General features: G+C 68.9%; 23 protein-coding genes and 6 pseudogenes. 23 read left to right on the plus strand and 6 right to left on the minus strand.

What is annotated here, in order from left to right:
• Positions 1 to 105: 105 nt before the first annotated feature.
• Positions 106 to 273, minus strand: coding sequence for a hypothetical protein (locus ABEA81_RS39760; RefSeq protein WP_345612843.1), 168 nt, complete (start codon positions 271 to 273; stop codon positions 106 to 108).
• 831 nt (positions 274 to 1,104) lie between these two features.
• On the opposite strand from ABEA81_RS39760, the gene ABEA81_RS39765 reads away from it, so the two are divergent.
• The 9 genes and pseudogenes from ABEA81_RS39765 (at position 1,105) to ABEA81_RS39805 (ending at position 8,158) form a co-directional block, all read left to right on the plus strand.
• Positions 1,105 to 1,611, plus strand: a complete 507-nt coding sequence (locus ABEA81_RS39765; RefSeq protein WP_345612845.1) for an SRPBCC family protein — start codon at positions 1,105 to 1,107, stop codon at positions 1,609 to 1,611.
• Positions 1,611 to 2,668 (plus strand): annotated as a pseudogene (locus ABEA81_RS39770) (LLM class flavin-dependent oxidoreductase). The gene ABEA81_RS39765 and the pseudogene ABEA81_RS39770 overlap by 1 nt, the downstream one beginning before the upstream one ends.
• Positions 2,665 to 3,807 carry a molybdopterin-dependent oxidoreductase gene (locus ABEA81_RS39775; RefSeq protein WP_345612847.1) on the plus strand — a complete coding sequence of 381 codons (1,143 nt, stop codon included), beginning with the start codon at positions 2,665 to 2,667 and terminating at the stop codon, positions 3,805 to 3,807. The pseudogene ABEA81_RS39770 and the gene ABEA81_RS39775 overlap by 4 nt, the downstream one beginning before the upstream one ends.
• Positions 3,808 to 4,980 (plus strand): molybdopterin dinucleotide binding domain-containing protein, encoded by a 1,173-nt coding sequence (locus ABEA81_RS39780; RefSeq protein ID WP_345612849.1) that lies wholly within the window; start codon positions 3,808 to 3,810, stop codon positions 4,978 to 4,980.
• Positions 4,981 to 4,982: 2 nt separating this feature from the next.
• A complete protein-coding gene (locus ABEA81_RS39785) occupies positions 4,983 to 5,324 on the plus strand; it encodes an acetyl-CoA C-acetyltransferase (protein ID WP_425570855.1) in 342 nt (113 codons plus the stop codon).
• Positions 5,325 to 5,666: pseudogene (locus tag ABEA81_RS39790) on the plus strand (acyl-CoA dehydrogenase family protein); the annotation flags it as partial. It lies immediately after the preceding gene.
• Positions 5,667 to 5,767: 101 nt separating this feature from the next.
• Positions 5,768 to 5,887 (plus strand): annotated as a pseudogene (locus ABEA81_RS39795) (acyl-CoA dehydrogenase); the annotation flags it as partial.
• 130 nt (positions 5,888 to 6,017) lie between these two features.
• Positions 6,018 to 6,533 (plus strand): annotated as a pseudogene (locus tag ABEA81_RS39800) (acyl-CoA dehydrogenase family protein); the annotation flags it as partial.
• Between the two features lie 62 nt (positions 6,534 to 6,595).
• A complete protein-coding gene (locus tag ABEA81_RS39805) occupies positions 6,596 to 8,158 on the plus strand; it encodes an AMP-binding protein (RefSeq protein WP_345612894.1) in 1,563 nt (520 codons plus the stop codon).
• A 593-nt stretch (positions 8,159 to 8,751) separates the two neighbouring features.
• On the opposite strand, the gene ABEA81_RS39810 is transcribed toward ABEA81_RS39805, so the two are convergent.
• Complete coding sequence (locus ABEA81_RS39810) at positions 8,752 to 8,919, minus strand: hypothetical protein (protein ID WP_345612851.1); 168 nt, start codon at positions 8,917 to 8,919, stop codon at positions 8,752 to 8,754.
• Positions 8,920 to 9,153: 234 nt separating this feature from the next.
• Positions 9,154 to 9,513: a hypothetical protein gene (locus ABEA81_RS39815; protein ID WP_345612853.1), complete on the minus strand. Its 360-nt coding sequence runs from the start codon at positions 9,511 to 9,513 to the stop codon at positions 9,154 to 9,156.
• Between the two features lie 405 nt (positions 9,514 to 9,918).
• On the opposite strand from ABEA81_RS39815, the gene ABEA81_RS39820 reads away from it, so the two are divergent.
• Positions 9,919 to 10,947: an SAM-dependent methyltransferase gene (locus ABEA81_RS39820; RefSeq protein WP_345612855.1), complete on the plus strand. Its 1,029-nt coding sequence runs from the start codon at positions 9,919 to 9,921 to the stop codon at positions 10,945 to 10,947.
• Between the two features lie 99 nt (positions 10,948 to 11,046).
• On the opposite strand, the gene ABEA81_RS39825 is transcribed toward ABEA81_RS39820, so the two are convergent.
• The gene (locus tag ABEA81_RS39825) at positions 11,047 to 11,337 is read right to left on the minus strand and encodes a hypothetical protein (RefSeq protein ID WP_345612857.1); all 291 of its coding nucleotides are present in this window, start codon (positions 11,335 to 11,337) and stop codon (positions 11,047 to 11,049) included.
• Between the two features lie 125 nt (positions 11,338 to 11,462).
• Between ABEA81_RS39825 and ABEA81_RS39830 the strand changes: the two genes are divergently transcribed.
• From ABEA81_RS39830 to ABEA81_RS39870, 9 genes are all read left to right on the plus strand, one after another.
• Positions 11,463 to 11,768: a hypothetical protein gene (locus ABEA81_RS39830; protein ID WP_345612859.1), complete on the plus strand. Its 306-nt coding sequence runs from the start codon at positions 11,463 to 11,465 to the stop codon at positions 11,766 to 11,768.
• Between the two features lie 116 nt (positions 11,769 to 11,884).
• The gene (locus ABEA81_RS39835) at positions 11,885 to 12,928 is read left to right on the plus strand and encodes an esterase-like activity of phytase family protein (protein WP_345612861.1); all 1,044 of its coding nucleotides are present in this window, start codon (positions 11,885 to 11,887) and stop codon (positions 12,926 to 12,928) included.
• A 1,008-nt stretch (positions 12,929 to 13,936) separates the two neighbouring features.
• The gene (locus ABEA81_RS39840; RefSeq protein ID WP_345612863.1) at positions 13,937 to 15,256 is read left to right on the plus strand and encodes a cytochrome P450 family protein; all 1,320 of its coding nucleotides are present in this window, start codon (positions 13,937 to 13,939) and stop codon (positions 15,254 to 15,256) included.
• Positions 15,257 to 15,678: 422 nt separating this feature from the next.
• Entirely contained in the window at positions 15,679 to 16,005 is a 327-nt protein-coding gene (locus ABEA81_RS39845) for a VOC family protein (protein ID WP_345612865.1), read from the plus strand.
• 179 nt (positions 16,006 to 16,184) lie between these two features.
• Positions 16,185 to 16,763, plus strand: a complete 579-nt coding sequence (locus ABEA81_RS39850; protein WP_345612867.1) for a GMC oxidoreductase — start codon at positions 16,185 to 16,187, stop codon at positions 16,761 to 16,763.
• A 167-nt stretch (positions 16,764 to 16,930) separates the two neighbouring features.
• Entirely contained in the window at positions 16,931 to 17,524 is a 594-nt protein-coding gene (locus ABEA81_RS39855) for a hypothetical protein (RefSeq protein WP_345612869.1), read from the plus strand.
• Positions 17,525 to 17,823: 299 nt separating this feature from the next.
• Positions 17,824 to 18,138, plus strand: a complete 315-nt coding sequence (locus ABEA81_RS39860; protein WP_345612871.1) for a hypothetical protein — start codon at positions 17,824 to 17,826, stop codon at positions 18,136 to 18,138.
• A gap of 15 nt (positions 18,139 to 18,153) precedes the next feature.
• On the plus strand, positions 18,154 to 18,384 hold the full coding sequence (locus ABEA81_RS42880; protein ID WP_425570856.1) for a peptide deformylase: 231 nt from the start codon (positions 18,154 to 18,156) through the stop codon (positions 18,382 to 18,384).
• Positions 18,385 to 18,538: 154 nt separating this feature from the next.
• Positions 18,539 to 20,305, plus strand: coding sequence for an FAD-dependent monooxygenase (locus tag ABEA81_RS39870; RefSeq protein WP_345612873.1), 1,767 nt, complete (start codon positions 18,539 to 18,541; stop codon positions 20,303 to 20,305).
• Positions 20,306 to 20,481: 176 nt separating this feature from the next.
• Here ABEA81_RS39870 and ABEA81_RS42885 read toward each other — a convergent pair.
• Both ABEA81_RS42885 and ABEA81_RS39875 read right to left on the minus strand, forming a co-directional pair.
• A pseudogene (locus ABEA81_RS42885) lies at positions 20,482 to 20,796 on the minus strand (Zn-ribbon domain-containing OB-fold protein); the annotation flags it as partial.
• Between the two features lie 147 nt (positions 20,797 to 20,943).
• Positions 20,944 to 21,192 (minus strand): hypothetical protein, encoded by a 249-nt coding sequence (locus ABEA81_RS39875; RefSeq protein ID WP_345612875.1) that lies wholly within the window; start codon positions 21,190 to 21,192, stop codon positions 20,944 to 20,946.
• 163 nt (positions 21,193 to 21,355) lie between these two features.
• On the opposite strand from ABEA81_RS39875, the gene ABEA81_RS39880 reads away from it, so the two are divergent.
• The 4 genes and pseudogenes from ABEA81_RS39880 (at position 21,356) to ABEA81_RS39895 (ending at position 25,480) form a co-directional block, all read left to right on the plus strand.
• The gene (locus ABEA81_RS39880) at positions 21,356 to 22,024 is read left to right on the plus strand and encodes an NAD(P)/FAD-dependent oxidoreductase (RefSeq protein ID WP_345612876.1); all 669 of its coding nucleotides are present in this window, start codon (positions 21,356 to 21,358) and stop codon (positions 22,022 to 22,024) included.
• A 747-nt stretch (positions 22,025 to 22,771) separates the two neighbouring features.
• Complete coding sequence (locus ABEA81_RS39885; protein ID WP_345612878.1) at positions 22,772 to 23,929, plus strand: LLM class flavin-dependent oxidoreductase; 1,158 nt, start codon at positions 22,772 to 22,774, stop codon at positions 23,927 to 23,929.
• A 472-nt stretch (positions 23,930 to 24,401) separates the two neighbouring features.
• Positions 24,402 to 24,734: pseudogene (locus tag ABEA81_RS39890) on the plus strand (esterase-like activity of phytase family protein); the annotation flags it as partial.
• A gap of 92 nt (positions 24,735 to 24,826) precedes the next feature.
• Positions 24,827 to 25,480, plus strand: a complete 654-nt coding sequence (locus tag ABEA81_RS39895) for an esterase-like activity of phytase family protein (RefSeq protein WP_345612896.1) — start codon at positions 24,827 to 24,829, stop codon at positions 25,478 to 25,480.
• Positions 25,481 to 25,493: the final 13 nt, after the last annotated feature.

The raw sequence follows: 25,493 nt of genomic DNA on the forward strand, positions 1-25,493 counted from the left end.
GTAACCGCCGGTCGCGCGATCCGCGGCTCTGATTGACAAGTCGCCAGACAATATTCATATATTGCAGCGGGAGCGCGCTGCGGTGCAGGTGCAGCGCGATCACAGTCATTCGAGACTCGTTCGTGCCGGGGTGTTCGGCAATGTGACACCCGGCTCGTCCGGGGTGAACCGGGCGTCGGCAAGTCCGTCCTGCTGGCCGCCGCAGACCTGGCGCACGTCGCGGGGGATGCGCGTAATGCGTGCCTCCGGGTCGGAGTTCGAGGCAGACGTCACCTACTCGATGCTGAACCAGCTGCTGTTGCCCCTGCGCGACGAGCTGCACCGGCTCCCGCCCGGAGCGCGGGACGCGTTGTCGGTTGCGGTCGGGTTCGGGCCCGGTCCCCCCGGGCGCGCTGCTGGTCTGCAACGCCGCCCTGTCCCCCACCACGCCGTCGCCCCGCCACCGGCGATGTCCGCGTGGCGTTGCTCGGCGTGGCCGGTTGCGTCATCGCCACCATCGCGGGAGAGCTGGCCGTCCCGGACGTCGCCGACGTGGAACGCCGTGGATCCGTGGTCCCGGGAATCTTGCTGACGTGCAGACCAGGGGCCGTCGACCTCCGGGCGCGGACGGCTGGTCGGAGACGACATTCTGCGAGGTTGGGGGCGAAATGCGTGATCGATCCGGGCGAGGACGGTCGTTCGGTCGTCTATCGGATGTCTAGCTGTCCGAGCGAGACTCGGCTTCGCGTTGTGCGGGGTGCAGCCGTGCAGAACGCCCGGGGGATCCGCGGCGCCTTGGGGAGCAGTAGTTGAGGCTGGCGCCGCGGCCGGCTGTCCGGGCACCCGGCGGATGTCCGGCGCACGAGGGTGGGAGGAGGTGGCACCTGTGTTGCTTCCTCCCACCCCTTGTGGTGATGCGGCGGGCTTTGACGTGAGATGTAGGCGTCGCGGTGGTCGCGATGCGTGTAAGCGACCGCGGACGCGAAGAATTGCCGCGGAGCACTCCCACATCGATCTGCTGCAGCAGATCAAGGACCGGCGTGGCGGCGGACGTCGTCGGCCCAAGAAGCCGCCCTTGGCGATGAGGTCGTCAGCGACAAGTGACGTGGAGGAGGTCGGCTGTCGTTGGAGTGGACGGGGGCCCGCTATACGGACAAGCCGGCGGTCGAGGTGCGGACCTGGATCGACGCCCCACCGGAGCGCGTGTGGGCGGTGGTGACCGATGTCGAGGCGATGCCGAGCATGAGCGACGAGCTCGAGTCGGTGGAGTGGCTCGACGGCGCCACCGGCCCGGCCGTGGGTGCGCGGTTCATCGGCCGCAGCAAGCACGTGGCGCTGGGGGAGTGGGCCACCACCTCGCACGTCGTCGAGTGCGACCCGCCGCGGGTGTTCGCGTGGGCGGTCGTGGACCCGGACGATCCCGCGGCGATCTGGCGCTTCCGGCTCGAGCCGAAGGACGGCGGGACCGAGCTGTCGCAGTGGGTGCAGATGGGGCCAGGGCGCTCGGGCCTGTCGTTGGCGATCGATCGGATGCCGGAGAAGGAGCAGAAGATCGTGTTCGTGCGGATGCGGGAGTTCGAACGGAACATCACCGTCACGCTGGAGCACATCAAGAAGCTGGCTGAGTCCTGATGCGTACCGCGACGACGATCGAGGACTCCGCCGGTGACCGGTGGGCGGAACAGGTCGATTTCGTGGTGGAGGCGGAGAAGCTCGGCCTCGACGTCTGCTGGGTCGCGGAGGCCTGGGGCTCGGACGGGCCCTCTGCGCTGGGGTACTACGCGGCCCGGACGGAGCGGATGCTGCTCGGATCCGGGATCATGCAGGTCGGCACCCGTACGCCCGTGGCGGTGGCGCAGACGGCGATCACCCTGTCCAACCTCTCCGAGGGCCGGTTCCTGCTCGGCCTGGGCGCGTCGGGGCCGCAGGTGATCGAGGGCCTGCACGGGATGCCGTTCGCGCGGCCTCTCGCGCGAATGCGGGAGACGGTGGAAATCGTGTGCCGGGTGCTGGAGGGCGGGAAGATCTCGTACTCCGGCACCGAGTTCCAGATCCCACGGCCCGGCGGCGATGCGGTGCCGATGCGGCTGTCGATGCGCGCGCACCACCCGATTCCGATCTATCTGGCCACGCTGTCGCCGGCGATGCTGCGCCTGACCGGGAGATCGCCGACGGGTGGCTGGGCACCAGCTTCGTGCCGGAGGGTGCGGCCGGCGCGTACTTCCGGTACCTGGACGAGGGGCTGGCCGGTCGCGGCCGGTCCCGGGCGGATCTGGACATCTGCCAGGGCGCGGAGGTGGCGTTCGCGCCCGACGAAGACGCCTTGCGCGAGATGGTGACCGGTCGGAGGAAGGAGTTGGCGTTCAGCCTCGGCGGCATGGGGTCGGCGTCGACGAACTTCTACAAAAAGGCCTACAGCCGCCAAGGCTGGGCCGAGAGCGCTGCTGAGGTGCGCGAGCGGTGGCAGGCCGGGGACCGCGACGGCGCCGCCGCGCTGGTGAGCGACGACATGGTGCTGGGCACCACGCTCATCGGCACCGAACCCATGGTGCGCGAGCGGCTGCGCGTCTGGCGCGACGCCGGTGTGAACACCGTCCGCCTCTACCCGGCCGGGGACACGCTGGACGCGCGGCTGTCCACCTTGGCCAAGGCGATCGACTTCGTGCGCGAGATCGGGAGTTCGGCGTGAGCGAATGGCACAAGACGGCGTGCAACCTCTGCTACGTCAACTGTGGGCTCGAGGTGCAGACCGATGGCCGGGCGATCACCCGGATCCGCGGGGACAAGGACAACCCCCGCACCGCCGGTTACCTGTGCCAGAAGCCGCAACGGCTCACCTGGTACGGCGACCACGACGACCGGCTCACCATGCCGCTGCGCCGCCGCGCCGACGGCGCGCACGAGCCGGTCAGCTGGGAGATGGCACTGACCGAGATCGCCGCGCGGCTGCGCGAGGTCCGGGACGAGGACCTGGCCGAGGGCCGACCCGGTTCGTTCGCCTACGTCGGCGGCGGCGGCCAGGGCAACCACTCCGGCGGCGGGTACGGGCATGCGCTCATGAGGTGGATGAACTCCACACGCTACTTCGGGGCGCTGTCGCAGGAGAAGACAGGCGACTTCTGGGTCAACGGGAAGCTCTTCGGCGGGCAGACCTGCCACACGTCCGAGGGGGTCGAGGACTGCGACCTGCTGGTCGTGATCGGCTGCAACCCGTGGATGGCCAACGGGTTCAACCGCGCCCGCAACCTGGTGAACACGATCAAGAACGGCCCGGACCGGAAGATGATCGTGCTCGACCCGAGGCGCACGGAGACCGCCGCCATGGCGGACGTGCACCTGCCGCTGCGCCCGGGCACCGACGCCTACCTGCTCGGGGCCATCCTCGCGCTGATCATGGCCCGCGGCGGTGCCGACCGGACCTTCCTCGACACCCGCACCGAGGGCTTCGACCAGGTCGCCGCGGCACTGCGTGGGATACCCGTGGACGCGTGGATCGCCCACGCGGAGGTCGAGCGCGCCGAGGTCGAGCGGGCGGTGGATGTGATCCTTGCAGCCAGTGCGATGACCGTTCGTGTGGAGTTGGGGATCCAGCAGGGCCGCAACTCCACGCTCAACAGCTACCTGGAGAAGCTGCTGTACCTGGTGACCGGGAACTTCGGGCGGCCCGGCACCAACGGGCTGCACTCGTGGCTGGTCCCGCTGTGGGGGGAGTCGCGCGGCCAGCGGTCGGAGATCACCGGGTTCGAGTACATCGGCGGGTTGCTCCCGCTCAACACGCTCGCCGAGGAGATCCTCGCCGACCATCCCCACCGGGCCCGGGTGCTCTAGGTGGAGTCGTCCAACCCGGCCAACTCGGCGGCCGACACCGCGATGACGGAACGGGCGATCAGGCAGTGCGAGCTGTCCGTCGTGGTCGACGTCGCCTACACCGAGACCGCCGCGCTGGCCGACTTCGTGCTGCCCGCTTCCTCCCAGTTCGAGAAGTGGGAGTGGACGTTCTTCGACTTCGAATGGCCGACCAACTACTTCCACCTGCGCCGGCCGCTTCACGACCCGCTGCCCGGCACGCTGGTGGAGGCGGAGATCTACGCGCGGTTGTTCGACGAGCTCGGCGTGCTGCCCGATCAGCAGACGCTCGACCGGCTCACCGAGGTCGCCCGCGACGACCGGCCGAGCCTGCTGAAGCACGCCGGCCCGGTGCTGCAGGACAATCCGGCGATCGCGCCGGTGCTGCTCTACCGCACCCTCGGGCGCACGTTGCCCACCGGGGCGGCGTCCGCGGCCATCCTGTGGCCAGGGTGCCACACCGCGGCGAAGAAGATGACCGTTCCCGTGCAGCGGGCGCTGGGCACCGACCTGACCGGTCCGGCCCTCGGCGAGGCGCTGTTCGACCGGATCCTGGCCAGCCCCAGCGGCGTCGCCTTCAGCAAGCACGAGTACGACGAGATCTGGACCCTGGTGCGCAACGAGCGCATCCGGCTCGCCGTGCCCGAGCTGCTCGACTGGCTCACCGGCCTGGACCCCGACCGGGACGGCGTCGCCCCCGACTACCCGCTGTCGCTGGTCAACGGGCAGCGCCGCAGCCACAACGCCAACCAGATCCTGCGCCCGCCCGCCTGGCGCAAGTCCGACCCCGACGGGGCGCTCCGGGTCCGCACCGAGGATCTCGGCGCGATCGGTGCTGCGGACGGCGACTGGGTCGCGGTCGTCACCCGGACCGGACGCATCGTGGTCCGGGCCGAGATCGACGACAGCCTCCGCCGCGGCCAGGTGGCCTTGCCCCACGGCTACGGGGTGTCGGTTCCCGATGGGCACGGCGGCCGGGTCACCCACGGTCCGCGGATCAACCTGATCACCGACGTCACGGACCGCGATCCGATCGCCGGCACTCCCCATCACAAGGACGTGCCGGTGCGACTGGAACGCGTGACCGCCGCCGAGTGCGCGAACGCCGAGCGGGACCGCGACCGGGTCCGGCAGCTGATCACCCGAGGGCGCTGACCATGAGAGACGCAGTCATCATCGACGCGGTGCGCCCGCCGGTGGGGAAGGGCAAACCGGGCGGCGCGCTGTCCGACGTGCATCCGGTCGACATCCATGCCTTCGAGGTCAACGAGGCACTCGCCAGCGTGGTGCTGGCGTGGCAACCGAGACCGGAGCGGACCTGGGCAAGGTCAACCTCCACGGGCGGCGCCACCGCGGTCGGACACCCGCTCGGCGCGAGCGGGGCCCCGCTCATGACGACCCTGCTCTCCGTCCTCGAGCAGTACGGAGGCCGGTTCGGGCTGCAGACCACGTGCGAGGCGGGCGGGCTGGCCAACGCCATGATCATCGAGCGGCCCTAGATGGAGACCACGGCGTTCCGCGCCGAGGTGCGTTCGCTCGTCGCCGACCTCGTGCCGCCGGGCTGGACCGGCATCGGCGACCTGCCAGAGGACGAGGCGGTCACCTTCCGGGCGCGTGCCGGCGCGGCGGCCGCCGAGCGCGGCTGGGTTGCCCCGATGTGGCCGGCGGAGTACAGCGGTGCCGGGCTCGGCCCCGCCGCGCTGATCGTGCTCGTCGAGGAGCTCACCGGGGCCGGGACCCCGTTCGGCTCGGACAGCGATGCCTTCGGGATCAGCATGCTCGGCAACACCATGCTGCGGTGGTCCGCCCCGGAGCTCCTGCGCCGCTTCCTGCCCCGGATCGTGTCGGGCGAGTACGTCTTCGCGCACGGCTTCTCCGAGCCGGAGCCGGGTCCGACCTGGCGTCGCTCGCGCTGCGCGCCGAGTGCGACGGTGAGGAGTGGGTGCTCCACGAGCAGAAGCTCTGGTCGTCCGCTGCGCACAAGTCGAACTGGATGTTCGTCCTCGCGCGGACGAATCGGGACGTGCCCGCGCACCGCGGGATCACGATGCTGCTCGTCCCGCTCGACCAGCCGGGCGTCGACGTCCGGCCGATCCGCAACATCACGGGCGAGACCGGCCTTCAAAGAGGTTCTCGGCGACCGCGCGCGCACCGGCGCCGGGCTCGTTGTCGGGGAGGTCGACCGGGGCTGGGCGGTGGCGATGACGCTGCTCGGCTTCGAGCGCGGAGAGACTGCGATCCACGCCCCGATCCGGTTCCGCAACGAGCTGGACCGGCTAGTCGTGCTGGTCCGCGAGCGCGGCCTGGACACCGACCCGGACGTGCGCCGACACCGACCCGGACGTGCGCCGCCGGATCGCCTGGTGCTGCGCTGCCACGGCAGACGCACCGCGGCCGCGCTGCTTGCCGGCGGCGAGCCGGGGCCCGAGGCGGCGCCGTTCAAGCTGCTCTGGAGCGAGTACCACCGGGTCGTCACCGAGCTGGCGCTCGACGTGCTCGGCCTCGACGCGCTCGCGCCCACCGGGCGGCGTTCCGCGAACTGGTACCAGACGGACGATCCGGGGGCAGCGAACTCCGTGGCCTCGTGGACCTCGGTCTACCTCAACGCGCGCGCAGGGACGATCTACGCGGGGTCGTCTCAGGTCCAGCGCAACATCGTCGCCGAGCTCCTGCTCGGGCTGCCGAAAGAACCCCGCCTCACGGCCTGACCGGATCCCGTCGCTCACCTAGGAGTATCATGATCTTCCGGAGTCCCTACCCTGATGTCACTGTGCCCGCGGTCGGGCTGTCCGAGCTCGTGTTCGGTGAGCTCACCGCGGACGACGCCGACCGTGTCGCCATCGTCGACGCCACGACCGGCGAGTCCCATCGCTTCGGCGGGCTCGTCGAGGCGGTCGGACGGCTCGCGGGCGCGCTCGGCGCGCGGGGGATCGGGCGCGGCGACGTGGCAGCGCTGTTCGCCCCGAACTGTGCCGCGTACCCGCTCGTCTTCCACGGGATCCTCTCGGCCGGGGCCGCCGTGTCGCCGGTCAACGCGCTCTACACCCAGGCCGATCTCGCCCACCAGCTGCGCGACGCAGGGGCGCGAATCCTGTTCTGCTCGCCCGCCGGGCTCGACCGGGCGCGCGCGGCGGCGGCCGAGCCGGGCGTGCCGATCACGGAGATCGTCGTCCTCGGTGAGCCCGCAGCCGGCCGGGGCCCGGTCCGTGAGACCCGCCTCGCCGACCTCCTCGCGTCGCACGACCCCGCGCCGCCGGTGGCGGTCGACGGCCAGGACCTTGCGGCGTTGCCCTACTCGTCGGGCACGACCGGACTGGCGAAGGGCGTCCAGCTCACCCACCGGAACCTGGTGGCCAACGTGCTCCAGATCCATCCGCTGGTCCGGATGCGGCCCGGGTCCCGCGTGCTCACCGCGGTGCCGCTGTTCCACATCTACGGCCTGACTGGGATCATGAACCTGGCGCTGCTCCGGCGCGGCTGCGTGGTGACGATGCCGCGCTTCGACCTGGTGGCGTTCCTCGCCGCGCTCGCCGAGCACCGCGCAGACCACGTCTTCATCGCGCCCCCGGTCGCGTTGGCGCTCGCCCATCATCCACTGGTCGACGACTACGACCTGAGCAGCATCGAGATCGTTTTGTCGGCCGCGGCACCCCTCGACGCGAGCCTGGCCAGGATGGTCGAGGACCGGCTCGGTGCCACGGTGGTGCAGGCTTACGGCCTGACCGAGTCCAGTCCGTGCACCCACGGGATCCCGGTGGACCGCCCGGACCTCGACCGGGGGTCGATCGGGCTGCCGATGCCGAACGTCGAAGCGCGCGTGGTCGACCCCGACACGGGCGAGGACGTCGCGGTGGGGAAGCCCGGCGAGCTGTTGTGCCGGGGACCGAACATCATGCTCGGTTACCTGAACAACCCTGGTGCGACCGCCGCGGCTGTCGACGAAGGGGGGTGGCTGCACACGGGCGACCTCGTCACCGTCGACACCGACGGCGCGTTCCACGTCGTCGACCGGCTCAAGGAACTGATCAAATACAAGGGCTACCAGGTTGCGCCCGCCGAGCTCGAGGCCGTGCTCCTCACCCACGACGGAGTGGCCGACGCCGCGGTCGTGGGGACCCCCAACGGCGACGGCGAGGAGGTTCCGAAGGCCTTCGTCGTGCGATCCGACGCCTCCCCGGGTCTCGACGCGCACGCGGTGATGGCGTTCGTCGCCGCACGGGTGGCTCCCTACAAGAAGGTGCGCGCGGTGGAGTTCGTGGACGCGATCCCGAAGTCCGCGGCCGGCAAGATCCTCCGAAAAGAGCTTCGGGTCCGCCCGGCCGCGACGGCGTGAAGGAGCAGCGTCGTTCGGGACACGGCGGGCGCCGGTAGCGTTGAGGTCGCGCAGGATCTCCACCGCCGCCAGCAGGTCCGTCGCGGCGGTGCCGCCGCCGAACCGCACCGCGTCCAGCACCCGCGGAGTGAACTGCCGCAAATACCCGTAGGAGCCGTCGAGCGCGGCCAGATGCCCGTGATCGCGCGGCAACCGCGGCGCGGCCTGCGCGACCGCCGACTGCAGGCGTGGCCACCTGATCCGCTCGCGCCGGATCAGGCCGCCGATCTGATCGTCGGGGATTCCCGTGTCGGTGCTGATGGTCAGCAGGTCGTCCAGCAGCGCCTGCCGGTCCTCGCCAGCCTTGCCTCGCTTGGCGAGTGCGTCGCGCATCTTGCGTGTCGGTCGCCGACTGCGCCAGCAGCGTCAGCAGGATCGGGTAGCGCGCTGCGGATCGCGCCGTTCCAGCGCTTGCGCAGTCAGCCGGCGCCCCGACCATCGCCAGGAACCGGCGCCGCTCCGCAGGCAGCACCGACAAATCCAGGGTGTCCGCGCTCAGCCCGCGCAGGAACTCCAGCTTGGCGACCTCGGCCTTCACCGCCGCTCGGGACGCCTCAACCGGGCCGGTGGCCCAGCCACCGCAACCGCGTCGTGCGGACCTCCGGGTCGGTGACCAGCAGCCCGTCCGACGCGGCGCAGCGTGCGTCGGTGAATTCGTGCGCCAGACGGTCGAATGCCTCCCGCTGTGCCTCGGCGGGGGCGTGCGCGGCTCGCTCGACCACGGTCACTGGGCCGGGCCGGATCACCCGCGCCGAGATCAGGTACTCGCCGCCAGCCGGAACAGCAACGTCGGCGAATCATGTCCCAGCGCCCGCCCCAGCAGGAACTCGTCCAGCTCCTTCAGCTCCAGCGTCGTCGGCAGCCGCCAGCTCAGATAGGCAGCGGCGCCGGCTGCCCACCCAGGTGCGTGTAGAGAACAGCGCCCCGTCCCCGTCCCGGGCTGCCCACCGCCGGCGTCACCGGCCGGGGGGTGTGGTCGTCCGACGGGGTGGTAGCTCCACGCCGAGGTCGCGGTGCAGCAGGCGCCGCTCGCGCTCCTGGGCCGCGGCAACTGCTGGATGGTCAGCGTGCGCGTCCAGCAGGGCGCTCAGCCCTCGTCCGCCGATCGCCGGGTCCGTCCACAGCGCACTCAGGGCTGCGTCGAGGTCGGCGGGCGCGTCCTCCAGCAACGCGTCCAGCCGGGCGAAGAACGCAGTGCGCCACCGGTAGTGCAGGGCAAGCAGAGCAGCGTCGCGGCTGCCGAGCTCAGCCTCGAGCTCGGCGAGCCGGTCGTGCTCGCCCAACACCTTGCCAACCAGGCGGGAACGGTAGGACATCGCGTTGGTCTCCAGCGCTGTGATTGCGGACGTGGCGAGCGTTTCACGCCATGAGGTTGCATGAATCGCATATTCGAGTCGGTGACCGGACTACAGTTGACCAACTTCTGACCCTGTCTCAGGGCGACAGGCGGCGACGACAACGGCATGATCACTGAAGGTGATCGTTTGCGGAGGGAGACGGCAAGCGCCCGAGCGAATTGCTCGGATGTGTCCTGGTCCGGCCCCCCTGCCGCACGGTGCACGATGGCACCCGGGAATAGACGGCCGATCGACGTGCAGTCGCAGTCGCAGCGAGCCTTACAACCGGTCGGTCGGTTCCGGCACCTCCTGCTCGATTCAGGGCGGAGAGCTGCCTGAGGCCCCCTTGCTCTGCGACAGCGGAGATCGCTCGCACAGCCCCGGGTGCGGCGTCCCGCATCCCGCTTGAGGCACGATTTGTTCATGGCTGAAGACGTGATGACCATGACCGAGCGCCTGGCGGCTTGGGGGCGGGGCGCGCACGCGCTCGCGTTGCTGAACGCCGTGAACGATCGGGGCTGGACCACGTTCCTCAGCGAGCCGCGCGACCTGGCGGCGGTGGCCGCGTTCAGCGGGTTACCGCCTGAGCGAACCGGCGACGTCCTGTACGCGCTGGTCGAACACGGCGTCGCCGAGGAGACAGACGGCCGGTTCCGGCTCGCACCGGCGTACGCGGCGGCATTGTCCGACGATGCCTTTGTCGACCTCGGTGCTGTGATCGCCTATGACGCCCTGATCGCCCGCCAGGTCGAGGACGTGGTCCGCACCGGGACGGCGCCGCTACGCGAGGGCGACGCGCTGACCGTCGCCCTCGCCGTCGGTCTGCGGCCGAATCCAGCCGCCGCTGCCGTGGTCGCTCGGCTGTTCGAGCCGCTGCCGGAGATGTGGTCAGCGATGCGGAGCGGCCGCCTGCTCGACGTGGGTAGCGGGATCGGCGGATTCGTGATGACCGCAGCCACCCTGCTGCCCGAGCTGAGAGCCACCACTCTGGAACTGGAGCCGGAGGTGGCCGCGGTCGCCGCCGAGCGGGCCCGGGCACTCGGCGTCGACGACCGGATCGACGTACGCACCATGGACGCTCGTGACTTCGACGAGGCGTCCGCCTTCGACGCCGCCAACTGGGCGCAGCCGTTCTTCCCCGAGTCGACACGATCGGCGACGCTCGCGATGATCTGGCGTAGCCTGCGCCCCGGCGGCCTGATGATGATCCAGGAGATGGAGTCCGAGCCCGCCGACCTCACGCAGCGACCCGCGTTCACCCTCAGGCGCCTGGTCGCCAGAGCCCGAGACATGCCGTTCGCCCGCCCGATCGCCGACCTGGTGGCCGAGGCCGCGGTAGCCGGCTTCGAGCCGGTCCGGCAGGTCGACAGCGATTTCGGTCAGCTCGCGCTCGTCCGCCGCCCGGCGTCGTAGAACACCCGTCACTTTCAGCCGTCACGGCACCCGTCCCGGCTGTGTCGTGCGCTCGCGGGTGGGGATGTCGCCGCTGTATTCTCTGGTTGGACCGGCGCGTCAAGTGGCTACGGCGCGCAATAGTGCCAGTTTTTCTCGCTGCGCGGGCGGGCCCGACAGCAGCTCCCTGAGCTGCGGGCCTCGGCCAGAGAGACTGTCGAGCACATGATCCGCCGGCCCCGCAAGTTCGGCCGGGGAGTCGGTGGCGGAGATGACTCGCACGCTGCCATCCTCTTCGGAGATCTCATATCGGCCATCCGGACTGCCCTCCAGCGAGACGACGGTCTGGACGTAGTCCGAGGACCACGCTGCGGGCGCCACCGCGGCCATCAGGCTGTGCATGGTGGCCAAGCGGAGCTCATCGGGGTCGTACGCCCGGGGTCACCACCAGGGCCGCGGACAGGTCCCGCTCGTGGGTCCATGCGTCCCACCAGCGGTGATCAACTGTTGGCGGTGGGTAGATCGACGATGACGGTGTGGACGGTCACCACGAAGGGTGTCTGCACGGCGCGTTCCACGTCGTCGACCGGCTCGAGGAGATGATCAAGTACGAGGGCTACCAGGTCGCGCCCGCCGAGCTCGATGCCGTGCTCCTCACCCACGATGGATTGGCCGACGCCGCGGTGGTGGGCGTCCGCGACGGCCGCGGCGAGGAGGTTCCGAAGGCTTCGTCGTACGTTCGGGTACCGCCCCCGAGATCGACGCGGAAGAGGTACGGCGTTCGACGCCGTGGCGCCGGGGCGGCCGAGGTGAGCAGCGGGATGGGCTGGTTCAGGGCCTGACGGGCAACGGTGGCAGGCACGGCCGGGCAATCAGCCGATGAATTCCGGGCACCGACTCCCGCAGGACCTTGATCGTCCCCATTCGTAGCCTAGGTTCGGGCCGTGCAAATTCGATCATGGATTGGCCTCGCGGTCGTGCCGGTCGCGGCCGCTCTCGTGACCGTGGCCGGCCCGTTGGGGCGGCCGGTGGCGACCTCGGGGCGCCGCAGGACAGCAAGGCGTGCTCCCCGTCGGTCGACATCGACTCCTTCTCCGACGCGCTCGACAAGACCTCGTTCGAGAACACGTTCGTCGGCAACTTCTCCGCCCTCGCCTTCGACACGGACGGCGACCTCCTCGCGCTCGGGGATCGGTCGTCGCTCTTCACCCTCGATCCCCGTACGAAGCAGCCGACCGGGCTCGTCCCCCTCGCGGACGAGAACGGGCGCCCCCTGGACTCCGAGGGGATCGTGGTGGACGGCGATGACACCCGCTGGATCGCCTCGGAGGTCGAGCCGTCCGTCCGGCGCTACGGCCCCGACGGCACCTTCCTCGGGCAGCTCCCCGTGCCCGACGCGCTGCGGGTGGCACCGGTCGGACGTGCCACGACGAACCTGACCTTCGAGGGGCTCTCCCTGCAGCCCGACGCCCGCACGCTGATCGCCTCGATGGAGGGGGGTCTCAGCGGCGACGACGCCGACGTCCGGCGCTTCCAGACGTGGACCCGCAACAACCCGGCGAAGGAGTTCGTCCTCGGCCCGCAGTTCGCCTACCGCGCGGACTCCGGACTCGACATCTCCGAGATCACCCCCATCCCCGACGGCCGGCTTCTCGTGGTCGAGCGCGGCTTCGCCAAGGGCGTCGGCAACACGATCCACCTCGCCCTCGCCGACCCGGGGCACGCCGACGACGTCAGCGGGGTCGAGAACGTCACCGCCCGGACCGGCGTGCGGTTCGCCGAGAAGACCGTGCTGGCCGACCTCGCGCAGTGCCCCACCCTCGGCGCCACGGCTAAGCAGCCCCAGCTCAACCCGCTGCTCGACAACATCGAGGGCGCCGTGGTCACCGGCGCCGACGGCCACAGGCAGCTCGAGGTGCTGCTGGTCAGCGACGACAACGAGAACGCCGCCCAGATCACCCGCTTCTACTCGCTGAGGGTCACACCTCCGAAGAAGCTGTAGCGGGCGAACGGCGGGGCGCCGCTGCCTTCTTGGGCACCCCGTCGTGCCCTGACGACGGCCCGGTCAGCCGCTGGCGTACGTCGCCCGATCGGCAGGATCAGGGGGATCCGTGCCCTCACGGAAATCGGCGGGTTCTGGTGAAGGGTGGTGTACGTGCCGGCGGTGCATGCGCGCGGGACGACGCAGGCAGAGAACGGGTCGCAGTGGGGGAGTCCGGCGCAGTCCGGCTGACGGTTCTCCACCGGCACGTCGGAACGGTTGCCCGTCGATCATGGACCTGCAGCGCACCACGGGCAACGCGGCAGTCGTCGCCGCCCGAGTGCGCGGAGGCGCCGCGCTGCCGGTCCAGCGCGCTCCCCACCCGCATTCCGACACGTCGTTGAAGCGGATCTACGACGACATGCTGGGCGGTCCGGGACGTTCCAGGAGATCGACAGCCACGTGTTGCCCCAGCCGGCCCCGCCGCCTCGAGGACAGCGCCCTGTCGGACGGGCGAACGAACTACAACCCCGCCGCTCAGCCACGACGAGCAGGACGCGGCGATCGCCGCCTACCTCCGCTGGCGCAACGCCTGCACCCAACCCAAGGTCAACTTCGCAGTCGGTTCCCGATTTGCACCTGGAACAGTTGCCCGGTCAAGGCTGTGTGACAAGCCACTCGCAGTCGCGGTGCGGTCTGCCCCCTCGACAGCACATGAGCCGCTCGTCTTCGACAGGCTTCTGGGTAACTCAAAGGTCGGTGTCGAGCCTGCCCAGGTCCCCGCACAGATTCCGCCCGTGCCAGAGCTGCTGACTCAGGACGACCTCGTGAGCTGCCAAACTTGCTGCTGCGCCTGATCGTTGGTGCACGCAGCCGCCTGGACGGCACGGCCGTTCCCTGCGTCGGTCATGCAGTCCCATGTCGCGGACTTGACGATGGTCGCCAGGGACTTGCTGACGATGATCCACAGCTTCCACGTCTGCGCAGTGTCCGGATCGGCTGACCGGGGAGGTCTCGGCTTGCGACTGCATGTCGATCGACCGTCTATTCCCGTGCGTCAGGGTGCAGGCAGGCGGCAGGGGTGCCGCTTTCGTTCCGGCTGACCTGTTGGCGATAGGAATCTCGATGCCCAGTTCGACGTGCGATCACGAGGTCGATCCGTTCCGTGCCCTCGCCGAGGGGGCGCGGCAGCAGGTCTACCGCGAGCTCGCCGAGACGGGCCCGATCCATCGGATCGTCCGCCCGGTGGGCCGTCCCGGGTGGTTCGTGACCGGGTACGCGGAGGCGCGTGCGCTGCTTGCCGACCCGCGGGTGGTGAAGCCGGGCCCGCAGGGGGGCGCGTTTGCTGACCGGATGCCACCAGAGATCTCCCGCGGCGTCTACACGCACATGCTCATGCTGAACCCGCCGGACCACACGCGGTTGCGCCGGCTGGTAGGCGGTGTCTTCACCCGTCGACGGGTGGAGGGCCTCGCCCCGCGCATCCGCGACGTCGCCGAGGAGCTGTTGGCTCCGAGGGGCGGGGACGAGGTGGTCGACCTGATCCCCGCCTTCGCCTACCCGTTGCCCATGCGGGTCATCAGCGCCCTGCTCGGCGTCCCTCCGTCGGCCGAGACCGAGTTCCAGGGCCGGACGAAGTCCCTCGTGTCACCGGCCATCGCCGGGTACGACGCGTACCTCGACGATGCGCGTTCGTTGCTCGGCTTTCTGCACGAGTTGATTGAGGAGAAGCGGCAGAACCCCGGTGACGACCTGTTCTCGGATCTGATCGCGGCCCGCGACGGGGGCGATCGCCTCAGCGAGGACGAGCTGACCGGTATGGCGTACCTGCTCGTCCTCGCCGGGCACGAGACGACGGTCAACCTGATCGCGAACGGGATGCTGGCCCTGCTCACCCATCCTGATCAGCTCTCCCTGCTGCGGGCGGAGCCGGAGCGGATCGATGCGGTGATCGAAGAGCTCCTGCGCTACGACGGTCCGGTGCAGACCACCTTGCTGGCGGTGGCGAGCGAGCCGATCCAGGTCGGCGACGTCACGATCCAGACAGGTGACCCGATCTTCATCGTCCTGATCGCGGCGAACCGCGACCCCGACCGTTTCCCTGACCCCGACCGGCTCGACATCCGGCGGGAGCCGGCCGGCCACCTCGCTTTCGGACACGGCATCCATCATTGCGTCGGTGCCCCGCTCGCACGTCTGGAAGCCCGCATCGCGATCGGTATGCTCGTTGAGCGCTTCCCCTCGCTCGAACTCGCCCGGCCAGCCGAAGACCTGTTTCGGACGCCCTCGGTCCTCATGCACGGCCTCGAGTCGCTTCCACTGCGATTCGGTCGCCCAGTGGCCGGGTAGCGAACGCGGGTGTCGCCGACTTCAAGCCGGCATCCCCGGACCGGAACTCCTCGCCCATCTCATCGGCGACCCCGATCATCAGGGAAGGGTGCGTTGCTTGCGGGGCGTGCCGGTGATTGACAACGAGCCGAAATTCACACTCCTTGGTCTGCCAACGCCGCGGCGCGCCCGCTTACGCCGCAGCAACCATGGCGATCTCCACCGCCGCTCTGACCTGACTGGCCCGCACGGCCAGGCGGTGCGTTGCAGCAAAGGCCGCAGCCGGGGTGACCTCCGTCCCGCCTCTCAGGCGCGAATCGGGGCTAGCTCCGCCGCAGGCCCGTTGTCGGGCGGGGGCATCGCCAGCGGCTGACCCTCCCATCGGTTCTTCGAATCCCGCGACCGGATGCGGGCCCGCGCAGCCACAGAAGGAGAGCAGGAAGATGGCCTATGTCAACGGCAGCCACCACGTGACGTTTTCGGTCGGCACCGCGCAGGAAGACGTAGGTTTCCACGTCGACGTGCTGGGTCCGCGTTTCATCAAGCGAACCGTTTTGTTCGACGGTTCGCTGCCCATCTATCACCTGTACTACAATGCCAACGGCGGTCCGAGCTCGGTGGCCTCGATGTCATGGGGGCGCGGCCGCCGCGACCAGAAGGCAAGTGAGCCGTCCGCTCGAGGGCCGGGACGTGGTGGTCTGGTACACACTGGGGGCGAAGGGGTGGGGCTTCGACGATCTGTTGCCCTTCTTTCGGCGGACGGAGAGTGAATCGCATCGTGACCCCGCGCTTTCCATTCCCTATCATCCAGCGACGGTGAGTGGGCCGGAGCGCGGCTACAGCATCGCAGTCGGGTTGATGACTCCATATAGTCGTGGTGTGCTTCGTCTGTCCAGCGCAGAGCCGAAGGCGCCGCCGTTGCTGGACCCGCGGTACCTCAGCGATCCGCGTGATCCAGGCGCTACTGGATGGTCTGCACATCGCCCGCGAGATCGGGAAGGCGGATGCCTTGCGGTCATGGCGTGCCGGAGAAGCACTTCCCGGCACCAGCCGAGGTTTCGACTCGTTGGATGAGTACCAGCAGCAGAGTCTCATGACGTATTTCCACTATGCCGGAACGTGCCGGATCGGGACCGACGCCATGGCCGTCGTGGACCCCGATCTGACGGTGCGCGGGGTTGCCGGGCTGCCCGTCGCGGACGCATCGGTCATGCCGTCCATTCCTTCGGCGAACACCAATGCCACCATTCTGGCTATCGCCGAGCGCGCCGCCTCCCTCATCATCGCCGACCGGCAGGCGTCTCGCGACGGAGCAACTTCGGCCGTCGACTCCCGGACGGGAGAAGAAGCATTCAGTCGAGGCGAGTTTCCGGCCCTCTGTTCAGATGTGGCAGGCGTGACGCCGGGTGGACCTGCGACGAATCCCGCCGTGAGCTGGGCACCCGTCCAGCTTCCCGCGCAGTTCGAATCGCGCCGCGACGAGCTGCTCGGCCAGCTCGATCCGATCGAAACCCCGAACCAGGGCTGAGACGGGGCCGGTCACAGTGAATCGTGTCCCACACGTCGAACCCGTGGTTGCTCGCCCCACGCCCACTTCGGGGTCGCCTTCGGCAGGTTCAAGCAGTCCGGGATAGGGCCCGAGCGCCGATCACCCTGGATGCGGATCGATAGCGGATATCGAGAGGGAGGAACATCGTGAGGGTTCGGCTGAAGGTGTTGGCCGCTGGCATGCTGACGGTGAGTCTGGCGGGGTGTGGAGTCGGGGCCTCGGGCAGTGCGTCGGCGCCGCTGGAGATCACGGCGCAGACCGCCACCGCCGTTGCGGCGTCGTCTCCGCCGGCTCAGGGGCAGCCTGCGGCCGGGGTGGTCCGGTTGACAGGCGACCTTCGCGATCCCCGGGACCTGCACGTCGGCGAACTTGCGACGCTGCCGCAGCAGACTGTCTCGGTGCAGTTCGGCAGTGGGTCTGGGCCGCAGAGTCACATCGAGCAGGGGGTGCTGCTCTCCGATCTCCTTCCGGTCGAGGCGCTGGCCACTACGGACTCCAAGCACGACGAGTTGACCTTCGGCGTGCTCGTGACAGGATCTGACGGCCACGCGGCGCTGGTGTCCTATGGCGAGATCTCACCCGACTTCGGCAATCGCGGGATCCTCCTGGCCACCTCGGAGGACGGCGCGGCGCTGGAGCGGCCCCGGCTCGTCGTGCCCGGCGATGTCAAGGGCGCGCGGTACGTCAGCGAGGTGATCGAGCTGCGGGTGGTGCGGACGGCGGGTGGACCACCTGAGTGAGCTTCTCGACGAAGTCGAACCCGGTGGGGTTGAACGGCGCTGGCTACTTCGACCTGAGGAGGGCTGTTCGCCCTGGATCAGGGGGATTGATCTTTGTTCGGTGATCGATCCGGGCGAGGACGGTCGCTCTCGTCTATCGGATGTCTAGCTGTCCGAGCGATCCTCGGCTTCGCGTTATGCGGGTGCAGCCTTGCAGAACGCACGGGCGATCTGCGGCGCCTTTGGGAGCAGTGGCGCCGCGGCCCGCTGTCCGGGCACCGGGGGGTGTCCGGCGCACGAGGGTGGGGGGAGGTGAACCCGTGTTGCTTCCTCCCACCCCTTGTGGTGATGCGGCGGGCTTTGATCTGGAAATGGGCGTCGCGGTGGTCGCGGTGCATGCAAGCGACATCGAGCTGTTTGCCGACCTGCTCACGAGCGCTTGCCCGTTCGACTCCGGAGCGCAGTTCCTCATGGAGGGCAGCGGGAAGCCGGAACTCGGCGCCACCGAGATCGCCGGACCGACCTGCCCGCGTAGCTCGGAGGAGACGACAGCTCGCGCGGACGCGCTCGCAATCTGGATTGACAAGAACGTCGGTGGCGAGCGCGAAACTACCGACGACGAAAATTCTGAGTGAGAGGTCGCGTACGTCGTGGCCGTCCGTCCCATCCGGATCATCGGCGATCCGGTTCGGCACCGGCCCACCCGCCTCGTCGAGACATTCGACGACGACCTGAAGACCCTGGTCGAGGAGATGTGCGACACCATGGCCGCCGCCGACGGGGTCGGGCTCGCGGCGAGGCTTCTGTGCACCTGTGGCAGCGCCCGGAGTTCGCGGTCGAGGCCCTGCAGCTCCGTCGGGGCAACGCAAGCGGGCCCGTAGTTGGCGTGTCGAGAAGCTGTCTACGCGGCGGGCACATCCTTCGTGGCCACGCGGTGGGTGCAAGCCGCCCGAAGTCCGGGCCCACGCTCGGCCGGGCGGTGCCAGCCCACGATTTTGACAACGAAGCCCGAATCACGGGACAAAGGAGCAGTAGGTGTCCGATCACTTCACGCCGGTCCTCGTCGTCGGCGCGGGTGGCTGCGGGCTCGCGTCGTCAATCTTCCTCTCTGATCTTGGTGTCGACCACCTGTTGATCGAGCGGCATCTCTCGACCTCGCACCTGCCCAAGGCCCACTACCTGAACTCGCGCACCATGGAGATCTTCCGCCAGCACGGGTTGGCGGACGAGGTGTCCGCGCTGGGCCTGCCGACTCACGACACCAAAGTCCGCTATGTGACCAGCCTTGGCGGTGATGGCCCGCTCGACAGGCAGGACATTCACACCTTCGACGCCTTCGGCGGGGGCTCCCTTCGGGATCGGTACCTCGCCGCGGCACCGGTGCCGCCCACCAATCTCCCGCAGCTGCGGCTGGAGCCGGTGATGCGCCGCCACGCCGAGGAGCGGGGGCCGGGGCGGGTGCGGTTCGGCCATGAGCTGGTCGAGTTCGAACAGGACGACGAGGGCGTCACCTCACGGATCCGCGAGATAGAGAGCGGCAGGGAGTACGTCGTCCGTAGCCAGTACCTGATCGGCTCCGACGGGGGCCGGTTCGTCGGACCGAGGGCCGGGGCGGTCCAGGAGGGCACTGTCGCGCTGGCGCGACTCAAGACCAAGCACGTCACGGCCGACCTGTCAGGATGCGCGCCGGGTGATGCTCTCATCACGCACGTGAGCCCGCCCGTCGGCCGGTTCCGTTGGGTCTCGCTCGTCCCGATGGGCCCGACATGGGGTAAGCAGTGCGAGGAGTGGGCCGTCGCATTTGCCTTTCACCCCGACGACCCTGACGACGTCACCGACGACGAGATCCCGGACGCGGTGAGGGCGGGCCTTAACCTGCCCGACCTGGAGATGAAGCTGCACGACGGCGGTGACTGGCTGGTGCAGCGGGTGGTTGCGAACCGGTTCTGCTTCGGTCGCGTCTTTCTCGCGGGCGACGCTGCGCACCAGCACGTGCCTACGGCTGGGCTAGGGCTCAACTCCGCGATCCACGACGCGCACAACCTGGCGTGGAAGCTCGCGGTTGTGATCCGGGGCCTGTCCTCGGATCCTGAGCGACTCCTCCACTCGTACGAGGACGAGCGGCGAGCCGTGGACATCGTCAATGCCGACTGGGCGCTGTTCACCTTCCTGAACCACCAGATGATCGATGCGGCATTGGGATTGACCTCGGCGACCACTCCGGAGCAGCGCATCGCGGCATTCGAGGCATATTTCGCTCACACGCCGATGGGGGAGACCCTGCGTGCCCGCGCGGACGAGGTGATGGGGACCCAGCGGACCGAGTACGAGGCCCTCGACATAGAGCTCGGGTACGGCTACACGGGTGCGGCGGTCGTGGGCGATAACACGGCCCCACCGCCGCGCGATCCGATGGGGTGCCGCTACACCCCGACGACGCGGCCCGGTCATCGGCTGCCACACGCGTGGCTGCATCACGGAGCGGGACGGGTGTCGACGCACGACCTCGTGGGCTCGCATGGCGGTTTCGCGCTGCTCACCGGCCTGGGCGGCGGAGGGTGGCAGGCCGCTGCCGCCGCGGCGGCAGCGGAGCTTGGGGTGTCGGTCCGTGTCGTGCAGATCGGCGAGCGGTGCGCGCATCGCGACGAGTCCGGCACGTGGACCCAGGTCAGCGGGATTGGCCCGGACGGTGCCGTGCTGGTCCGGCCGGACAACCACGTGGGGTACCGAGTCCCGGGACTGGCTGCCGATGCGGCAGGCGACCTCATTCGGGCGTTGAGGACCATCCTCAGCGCCGCGTAAGCACTGTCGCGGGGACCCGGGCTCCCGCTGCGCGGGAGCCGGGCCCGTCCGGGCGGCGACGTGTGCCTCAGGGTCGGGGGGCGACGCGCCGGACCGGGACAGGGCGGCGGCACGGTCCGCGGTCCGATCGAACGTGACCTCGACCCGGTCGCCGATCGCGAGATCGGGGCAGGGGCGACGATGTTGGTCAGCAGGCTCGGGCCCTCGACCAGACTGAGGTAGGCGAGCACGTAGGAGTCCACGTGGGCGTTCTCGTCGACCCCCCTGTGCACGACGGTGAAGGAGCGGACCTCCCCGCGGCCCGACGATTCCGCGAGCCTGGCGCCCCAGGTCCCGCACAGCGGGCAGAAGGGCCGCGGATACCAGAAGTGGCGGCCGCATGAGCCGCAATAGCCCAGCATCAGCCGACCCCTCGATGGGGGGCAGCCCAGAAATTGCGCGGAGTCCGCATCGACGAGCGGCGCGGGCGCCGGGAGGTCGTGGTCGGTCATCAGTGCCGGACTTCGCGGTCGAGGCCCTGGGGCTCGGTCGGGGCAACGCAAGCCGGCCCGTAGTTGGCGTGTCGAGAAGCTGTCTACGCCGCGGGCACATCCTTGGTGGCGGTGCGGTGGGTGCAAGCCGCCCGAGAGGACGATATGTCAGCCATCGAACGTCTCCTTGCTGCGCTCCACGCGCGGGAGGCCGCGGCAGTATGGGAGCAGCTCGCAGACGATGTGGAGTTCCGAGTCCCGCCTGCTGACGAGCCCATCGTCGGCCGGGACGCGGTAGCCGCCGCGCTCGGCCTGCTCCAACAACTTGTTGCAGCTTTCAACCGCGGTGCAGTGGGCGTCGACGTGGTCGAACTGGACGCCGACGGCCGGGTTACCCGGATGACGGCCTCTGTCCATCCAGTAGGCGTGCCTACTCGGGACGTTGTTGACGGTTAGGCGGTGGGTGATCAAGGCTCGGCGGCCGAGGGCGCACTGCGCGTGTCGAATGTTGTGGTACTCGATCCAGGTGTGCAGCGCGGCGAGTCGGTGTGATTGGACAGCCAGGGTTGGGCGGTTCCTCATGGACTCGATGCGCCCGCTGCTGCCCGAGGGCCTCGACATCGAGAAGCACTTCACCCCGCGCTACCGCCCGTGGCAGCAGCGCCTCGCCATCGTTCCCGACGGTGACCTGTTCGCGGCCCTGCGCGAGGGGAAGGCCTCGATCGTCACCGACACCATCGAGGAGTTCACCGAGACGGGCATCCGCGTCGGCACGGGTGAGGAGCTCGAGGCCGACATCGTCGTCACCGCCACCGGCTTCAACCTGTCGGCCTTCGGCGACGTCGCGTTCGCCGTCGACGGCGAGCCGGTCGACTTCACCCACCGGGTCACCTGGCGGGGCATCATGATCAGCGGCGTGCCCAACATGGCCTACATGTTCGGCTACTTCCGCCACAGCTGGACGCTGCGGGTCGACTTGGTCACCGACCTGGTGGACCGCCTGTTCCGGCACATGCAGGACAAGGGCGCCACGGTGGTCGTCCCGACGCTGCGCCCGGAGGACGCCGACATGCGGATCCGGCCCTGGTCGGATCCGGAGAACTTCAACGCCGGCTACGTGATGCGCTCCCAACACGTGCTGTTCAAGCAGGGCGACCGCGAGCCGTGGACGCACATGCTCGGGCACGAGGAGGAGCGGGAGATCCTGCCGAAGGCCGATCTCGACGACGGTTCGCTCGTCTACAAGTGAGGAGGTTGGCTATGCCGAGGTGGCGCCCGCCAGCGGCGGCAAGCCCACGACGTCCATCTATTCCACGCTGTCGGTGGGCGCGGGCACGGCCGAGGGGCCGCCGAACTCGTAGGCGCTGTGGTCGGCGAAGTCCCAGTTGGGGCCGGCGAGGAGCCGCGCGTGTTCTCTGTCGGTGCCCTCGCCGCCGAGGCACCGTGCCGCACACGAGGTAGGGCAGCCACGGCCGGGCACTCGCCCGCGAAGTCGGGCAGCGGGAGGGTCGCGTACAGGCCGTCGCCGAGGCGCTGCGCCACTTCGTGGCCCTTTGGCCTCAGCGCGCCGATCATGATGGGGACGTCGACGGGCCGGGCGCGGGCGTGCCCGTAGGGGCGCAGCATCCGCATCTGCCCGCTCGGCGGCGTTGCGGGTAGTAGTTAGTGATGGCGACGGCGCCGAGTAGGCGCTGGGCAGACATGCTGCGTACATCCGAGGAGCCAGACAAATTCGAGCACCAGCTGCTCCACGTGCATGAGATGCTCGTGCGTCACGCGGTCGTGTCGCTAGCGATCCTTATCGCGGCTCGTCGCCGCGGTGGCTGAGAACAGCGTTGCCGACGGCCTGCAGATCGAAGGTTCCTTCGCCCGGGCGCGACGGCGAATCGTAACGATGCCGACATGCACCGATCCATCAATGATCTACCTCGCGGAAGCAGGCTTGCCCCGACGTTGCGTGCACCAGCCATGCGTTCACACGGAAGGAAGGGCTCGGATGACGAAAACGACATGGAGTAGGCCAACGCTGTCTGTGTTGGATCTCGCCCCAGTACCTGCAGGCGGCTCCGCAGCGGACGCCCTTCGTAATTGTCTTGAGCTGGCCCAACTCGCGGAACGATCAGGCTACCGACGCTTCTGGGTCGCAGAGCACCATCTAAATCCTGGAGTCGCGGCATCGTCGACGCCAGTGCTCGTTGCGCTCGTAGCAGACGCTACTCATCACATCAGGGTCGGTTCCGGAGCCGTACAGCTACCCATAACGCCGCCACTAATTGTCGCCGAGCAGTTCGGCACCGTGGCAGCGCTTCACCCTGGGCGCATCGATCTGGGACTCGGCCGGTTCGACGTGCACCGCATCCTGGCCACGTCGAGGCAGCCAGAATCTGGCCACCGGGCTCCTCCCCGCTCGACTTCGGTTGGCGATCGTTACGTTGACGGTTTGTTGATCCCGGCTCCAGGCCGCTCAAATTTCGATCCCACACTTTTCCGCCATCTTGCCGGGATGCTTGGCATCGGCAACGGCGACAAGGCTCCGGACTATGGATCCCAAATCGATGCCATCATGTCGTTCGTCCGCGGCACGGCTCGGAGATCTGAGGGCGAGCGGCTGCACGTTCTGCCGGCCGAAGGTGCCGACCTCGATGTGTGGATCCTCGGTTCTAGTGCCGGCGTGAGCGCGCAGGAAGCCGGAGGCCACGGACTGCCCTTCGCTGTCGCCTACCACGTCATGCCGCATGCAGTGCTTGAGGCTATCGATGCCTACCGCATCGCGTTCCGGCCGTCTGACGCGTTATCACGCCCACACATCGCGGTCTCGGCCGACGTCGTGGTCGGCCCTGATGACGACACCGCCCGCGAGCTGGCCGCACCGTACGCGGAATGGGTACTTGGTATCCGGTCCGGACGTGGAGCCCTTCCCTACGTCACACCGGCGGAAGCGAGGGCACGTAACTGGACGGACGAGGAGCGCGCCACAGTCGCCGACCGCGTCGCTACGCAATTTGTCGGATCGCCTGCTACTGTGGCAGGCCAACTTGAGAAGTTGGCGAGAGTGACCGGCGCTGACGAGCTGGTGATCACCACGATCACAACCAATCATGCCGACCGCATGCGAAGTTTCGAACTGCTAGCGAAGGAATGGTACGGCCGATGAACCGGTCGCTTGGTGAGGGGCCATCTGGCCAGACCGGCAGTCCACGACAATGTAATCAATTAGATTTCTGTCCGCAATTGGTGAGCATTTGTCAACCTGGTTTTCGAGCTGGTCAGCGGGCGTGCGGCGTGGCATGACCTCGAATGGCTGAAGCTCGTGACAGACGGGCGATGCACGACCGCACGGATCACACAACGAACCTACAATTCCGGCGCCATCCTCGGGTTGTGTAACTCGCTCCGACGTCGCCCGGAATTGCCACGGCGCGGTAGTGGACGAGGTCGCCGGCGGACCGATCGATCCAACGCTTGTACGCCGCGCGAATTCTCACCGCACACTTGCGCGGCATTACGACGAGATCAGTGCGGTACTCGAAGATGAGGATACCATGACTGAACGCCTTGCGATGGAAAGTGTGGGCGCTGGCGCGCCGCCAGTCCGGCTGATCGGCGAGCATATCGTACCAGCCGGTATGCAGCTCGACGGAACGATTATCGGCGGTTTGTCCGGAATCGAATACGATGACCGTTCCGACCGGTTCTTGTTGGTAAGTGATGACCGCTCCAAGGTCAATCCGGCTCGGTTCTACACATCGAAGATCACCCTGAGTGCCGACGGGATCGATGAGGTGGCCTTCGAGTCGGTGACCTTCTTCCGCAGGCCAGACGGTCAGACCTACCCGTCCATCGACGAGTGGGCACAGGTACAGGACCGCTACTCAGCGGCCGAGGCGGCCCTTCTCGGCCCAGTTGACTCCGAGGAGCTCCGCGTGGATCCACTCACGGGCAACCTGGCGTGGAGCAATGAAGGAATCCACGCCGAGTCCACCACGGGGATTCCGGTCCTGATCGATCCCGCACTGCGGTTCTCTGCATCCGAAGCACCTTCCTCCGGGACCTGCCGCGTCCGGAAGGCTTCGGCTACTCGGACCCCGCGGGGCCTCGACCGGATCACGGGATCGAAAGCTTCACATTCGCCTGCAACGGCAAATACATCGTGTCCGCGCTGGAGGACCCGCTGAAGGTTGACGGACCCGAGCCCACGTTCGGCGCCGGCGGGCTGACCCGGATCACCGTGCAGGCGACCGACGGGTCGGTCGTTGCGCAGTACGCCTACGAGCTGGACCCACTGCCCGAGCCCGCCGATCCGAGCTCGGTCGTGCCGTTGGAGGTGTGGGGGGTGGGCAACACGGGCATCGCCTCACTCGTCGCCCTGGACGCCTCGACCTCAACGCGATTCCTGATCCTCGAGCGGGCCTTCGTCTCCGGGTTCGGTAATCGGGTCCGGATCTACCAGATCGACGTTACGGCGGCGACGGACGTGCGGTCGGTCCCGTCCCTCGCGCCCGGTGCGGTGCAACCGGCGCACAAGATGCTGCTCGTGGACCTGGCCGAGGTCGGTCTGTCGCAAGTTCAGAACAGTGAGGGCATGACCTGGCGACCCGACCTGCCGACGGGCGAGCGGACGCCACTGCTGGTCAGCGACGACAACTTCTCGATGAACGATAATAACGTCACGCAGATCGTCGCGCTGGCCGTGAGCCGACAGTAGGGGCCGCTGGGCC

This window comes from Pseudonocardia adelaidensis (assembly GCF_039543345.1).
Lineage (GTDB): Bacteria > Actinomycetota > Actinomycetes > Mycobacteriales > Pseudonocardiaceae > Pseudonocardia > Pseudonocardia adelaidensis.

Coding starts and splice junctions, on each gene's coding strand:
- ABEA81_RS39785 (WP_425570855.1), top strand. CDS start 4,983: ATGAGAGACGCAGTCATCATCGACGCGGTGCGCCCGCCGGTGGGGAAG.
- ABEA81_RS39815 (WP_345612853.1), bottom strand. CDS start 9,513: ATGTCCTACCGTTCCCGCCTGGTTGGCAAGGTGTTGGGCGAGCACGAC.
- ABEA81_RS39835 (WP_345612861.1), top strand. CDS start 11,885: ATGGATTGGCCTCGCGGTCGTGCCGGTCGCGGCCGCTCTCGTGACCGT.
- ABEA81_RS39840 (WP_345612863.1), top strand. CDS start 13,937: ATGTCGATCGACCGTCTATTCCCGTGCGTCAGGGTGCAGGCAGGCGGC.
- ABEA81_RS39845 (WP_345612865.1), top strand. CDS start 15,679: ATGGCCTATGTCAACGGCAGCCACCACGTGACGTTTTCGGTCGGCACC.
- ABEA81_RS39875 (WP_345612875.1), bottom strand. CDS start 21,192: ATGGACAGAGGCCGTCATCCGGGTAACCCGGCCGTCGGCGTCCAGTTC.
- ABEA81_RS39880 (WP_345612876.1), top strand. CDS start 21,356: ATGGACTCGATGCGCCCGCTGCTGCCCGAGGGCCTCGACATCGAGAAG.
- ABEA81_RS39885 (WP_345612878.1), top strand. CDS start 22,772: ATGACGAAAACGACATGGAGTAGGCCAACGCTGTCTGTGTTGGATCTC.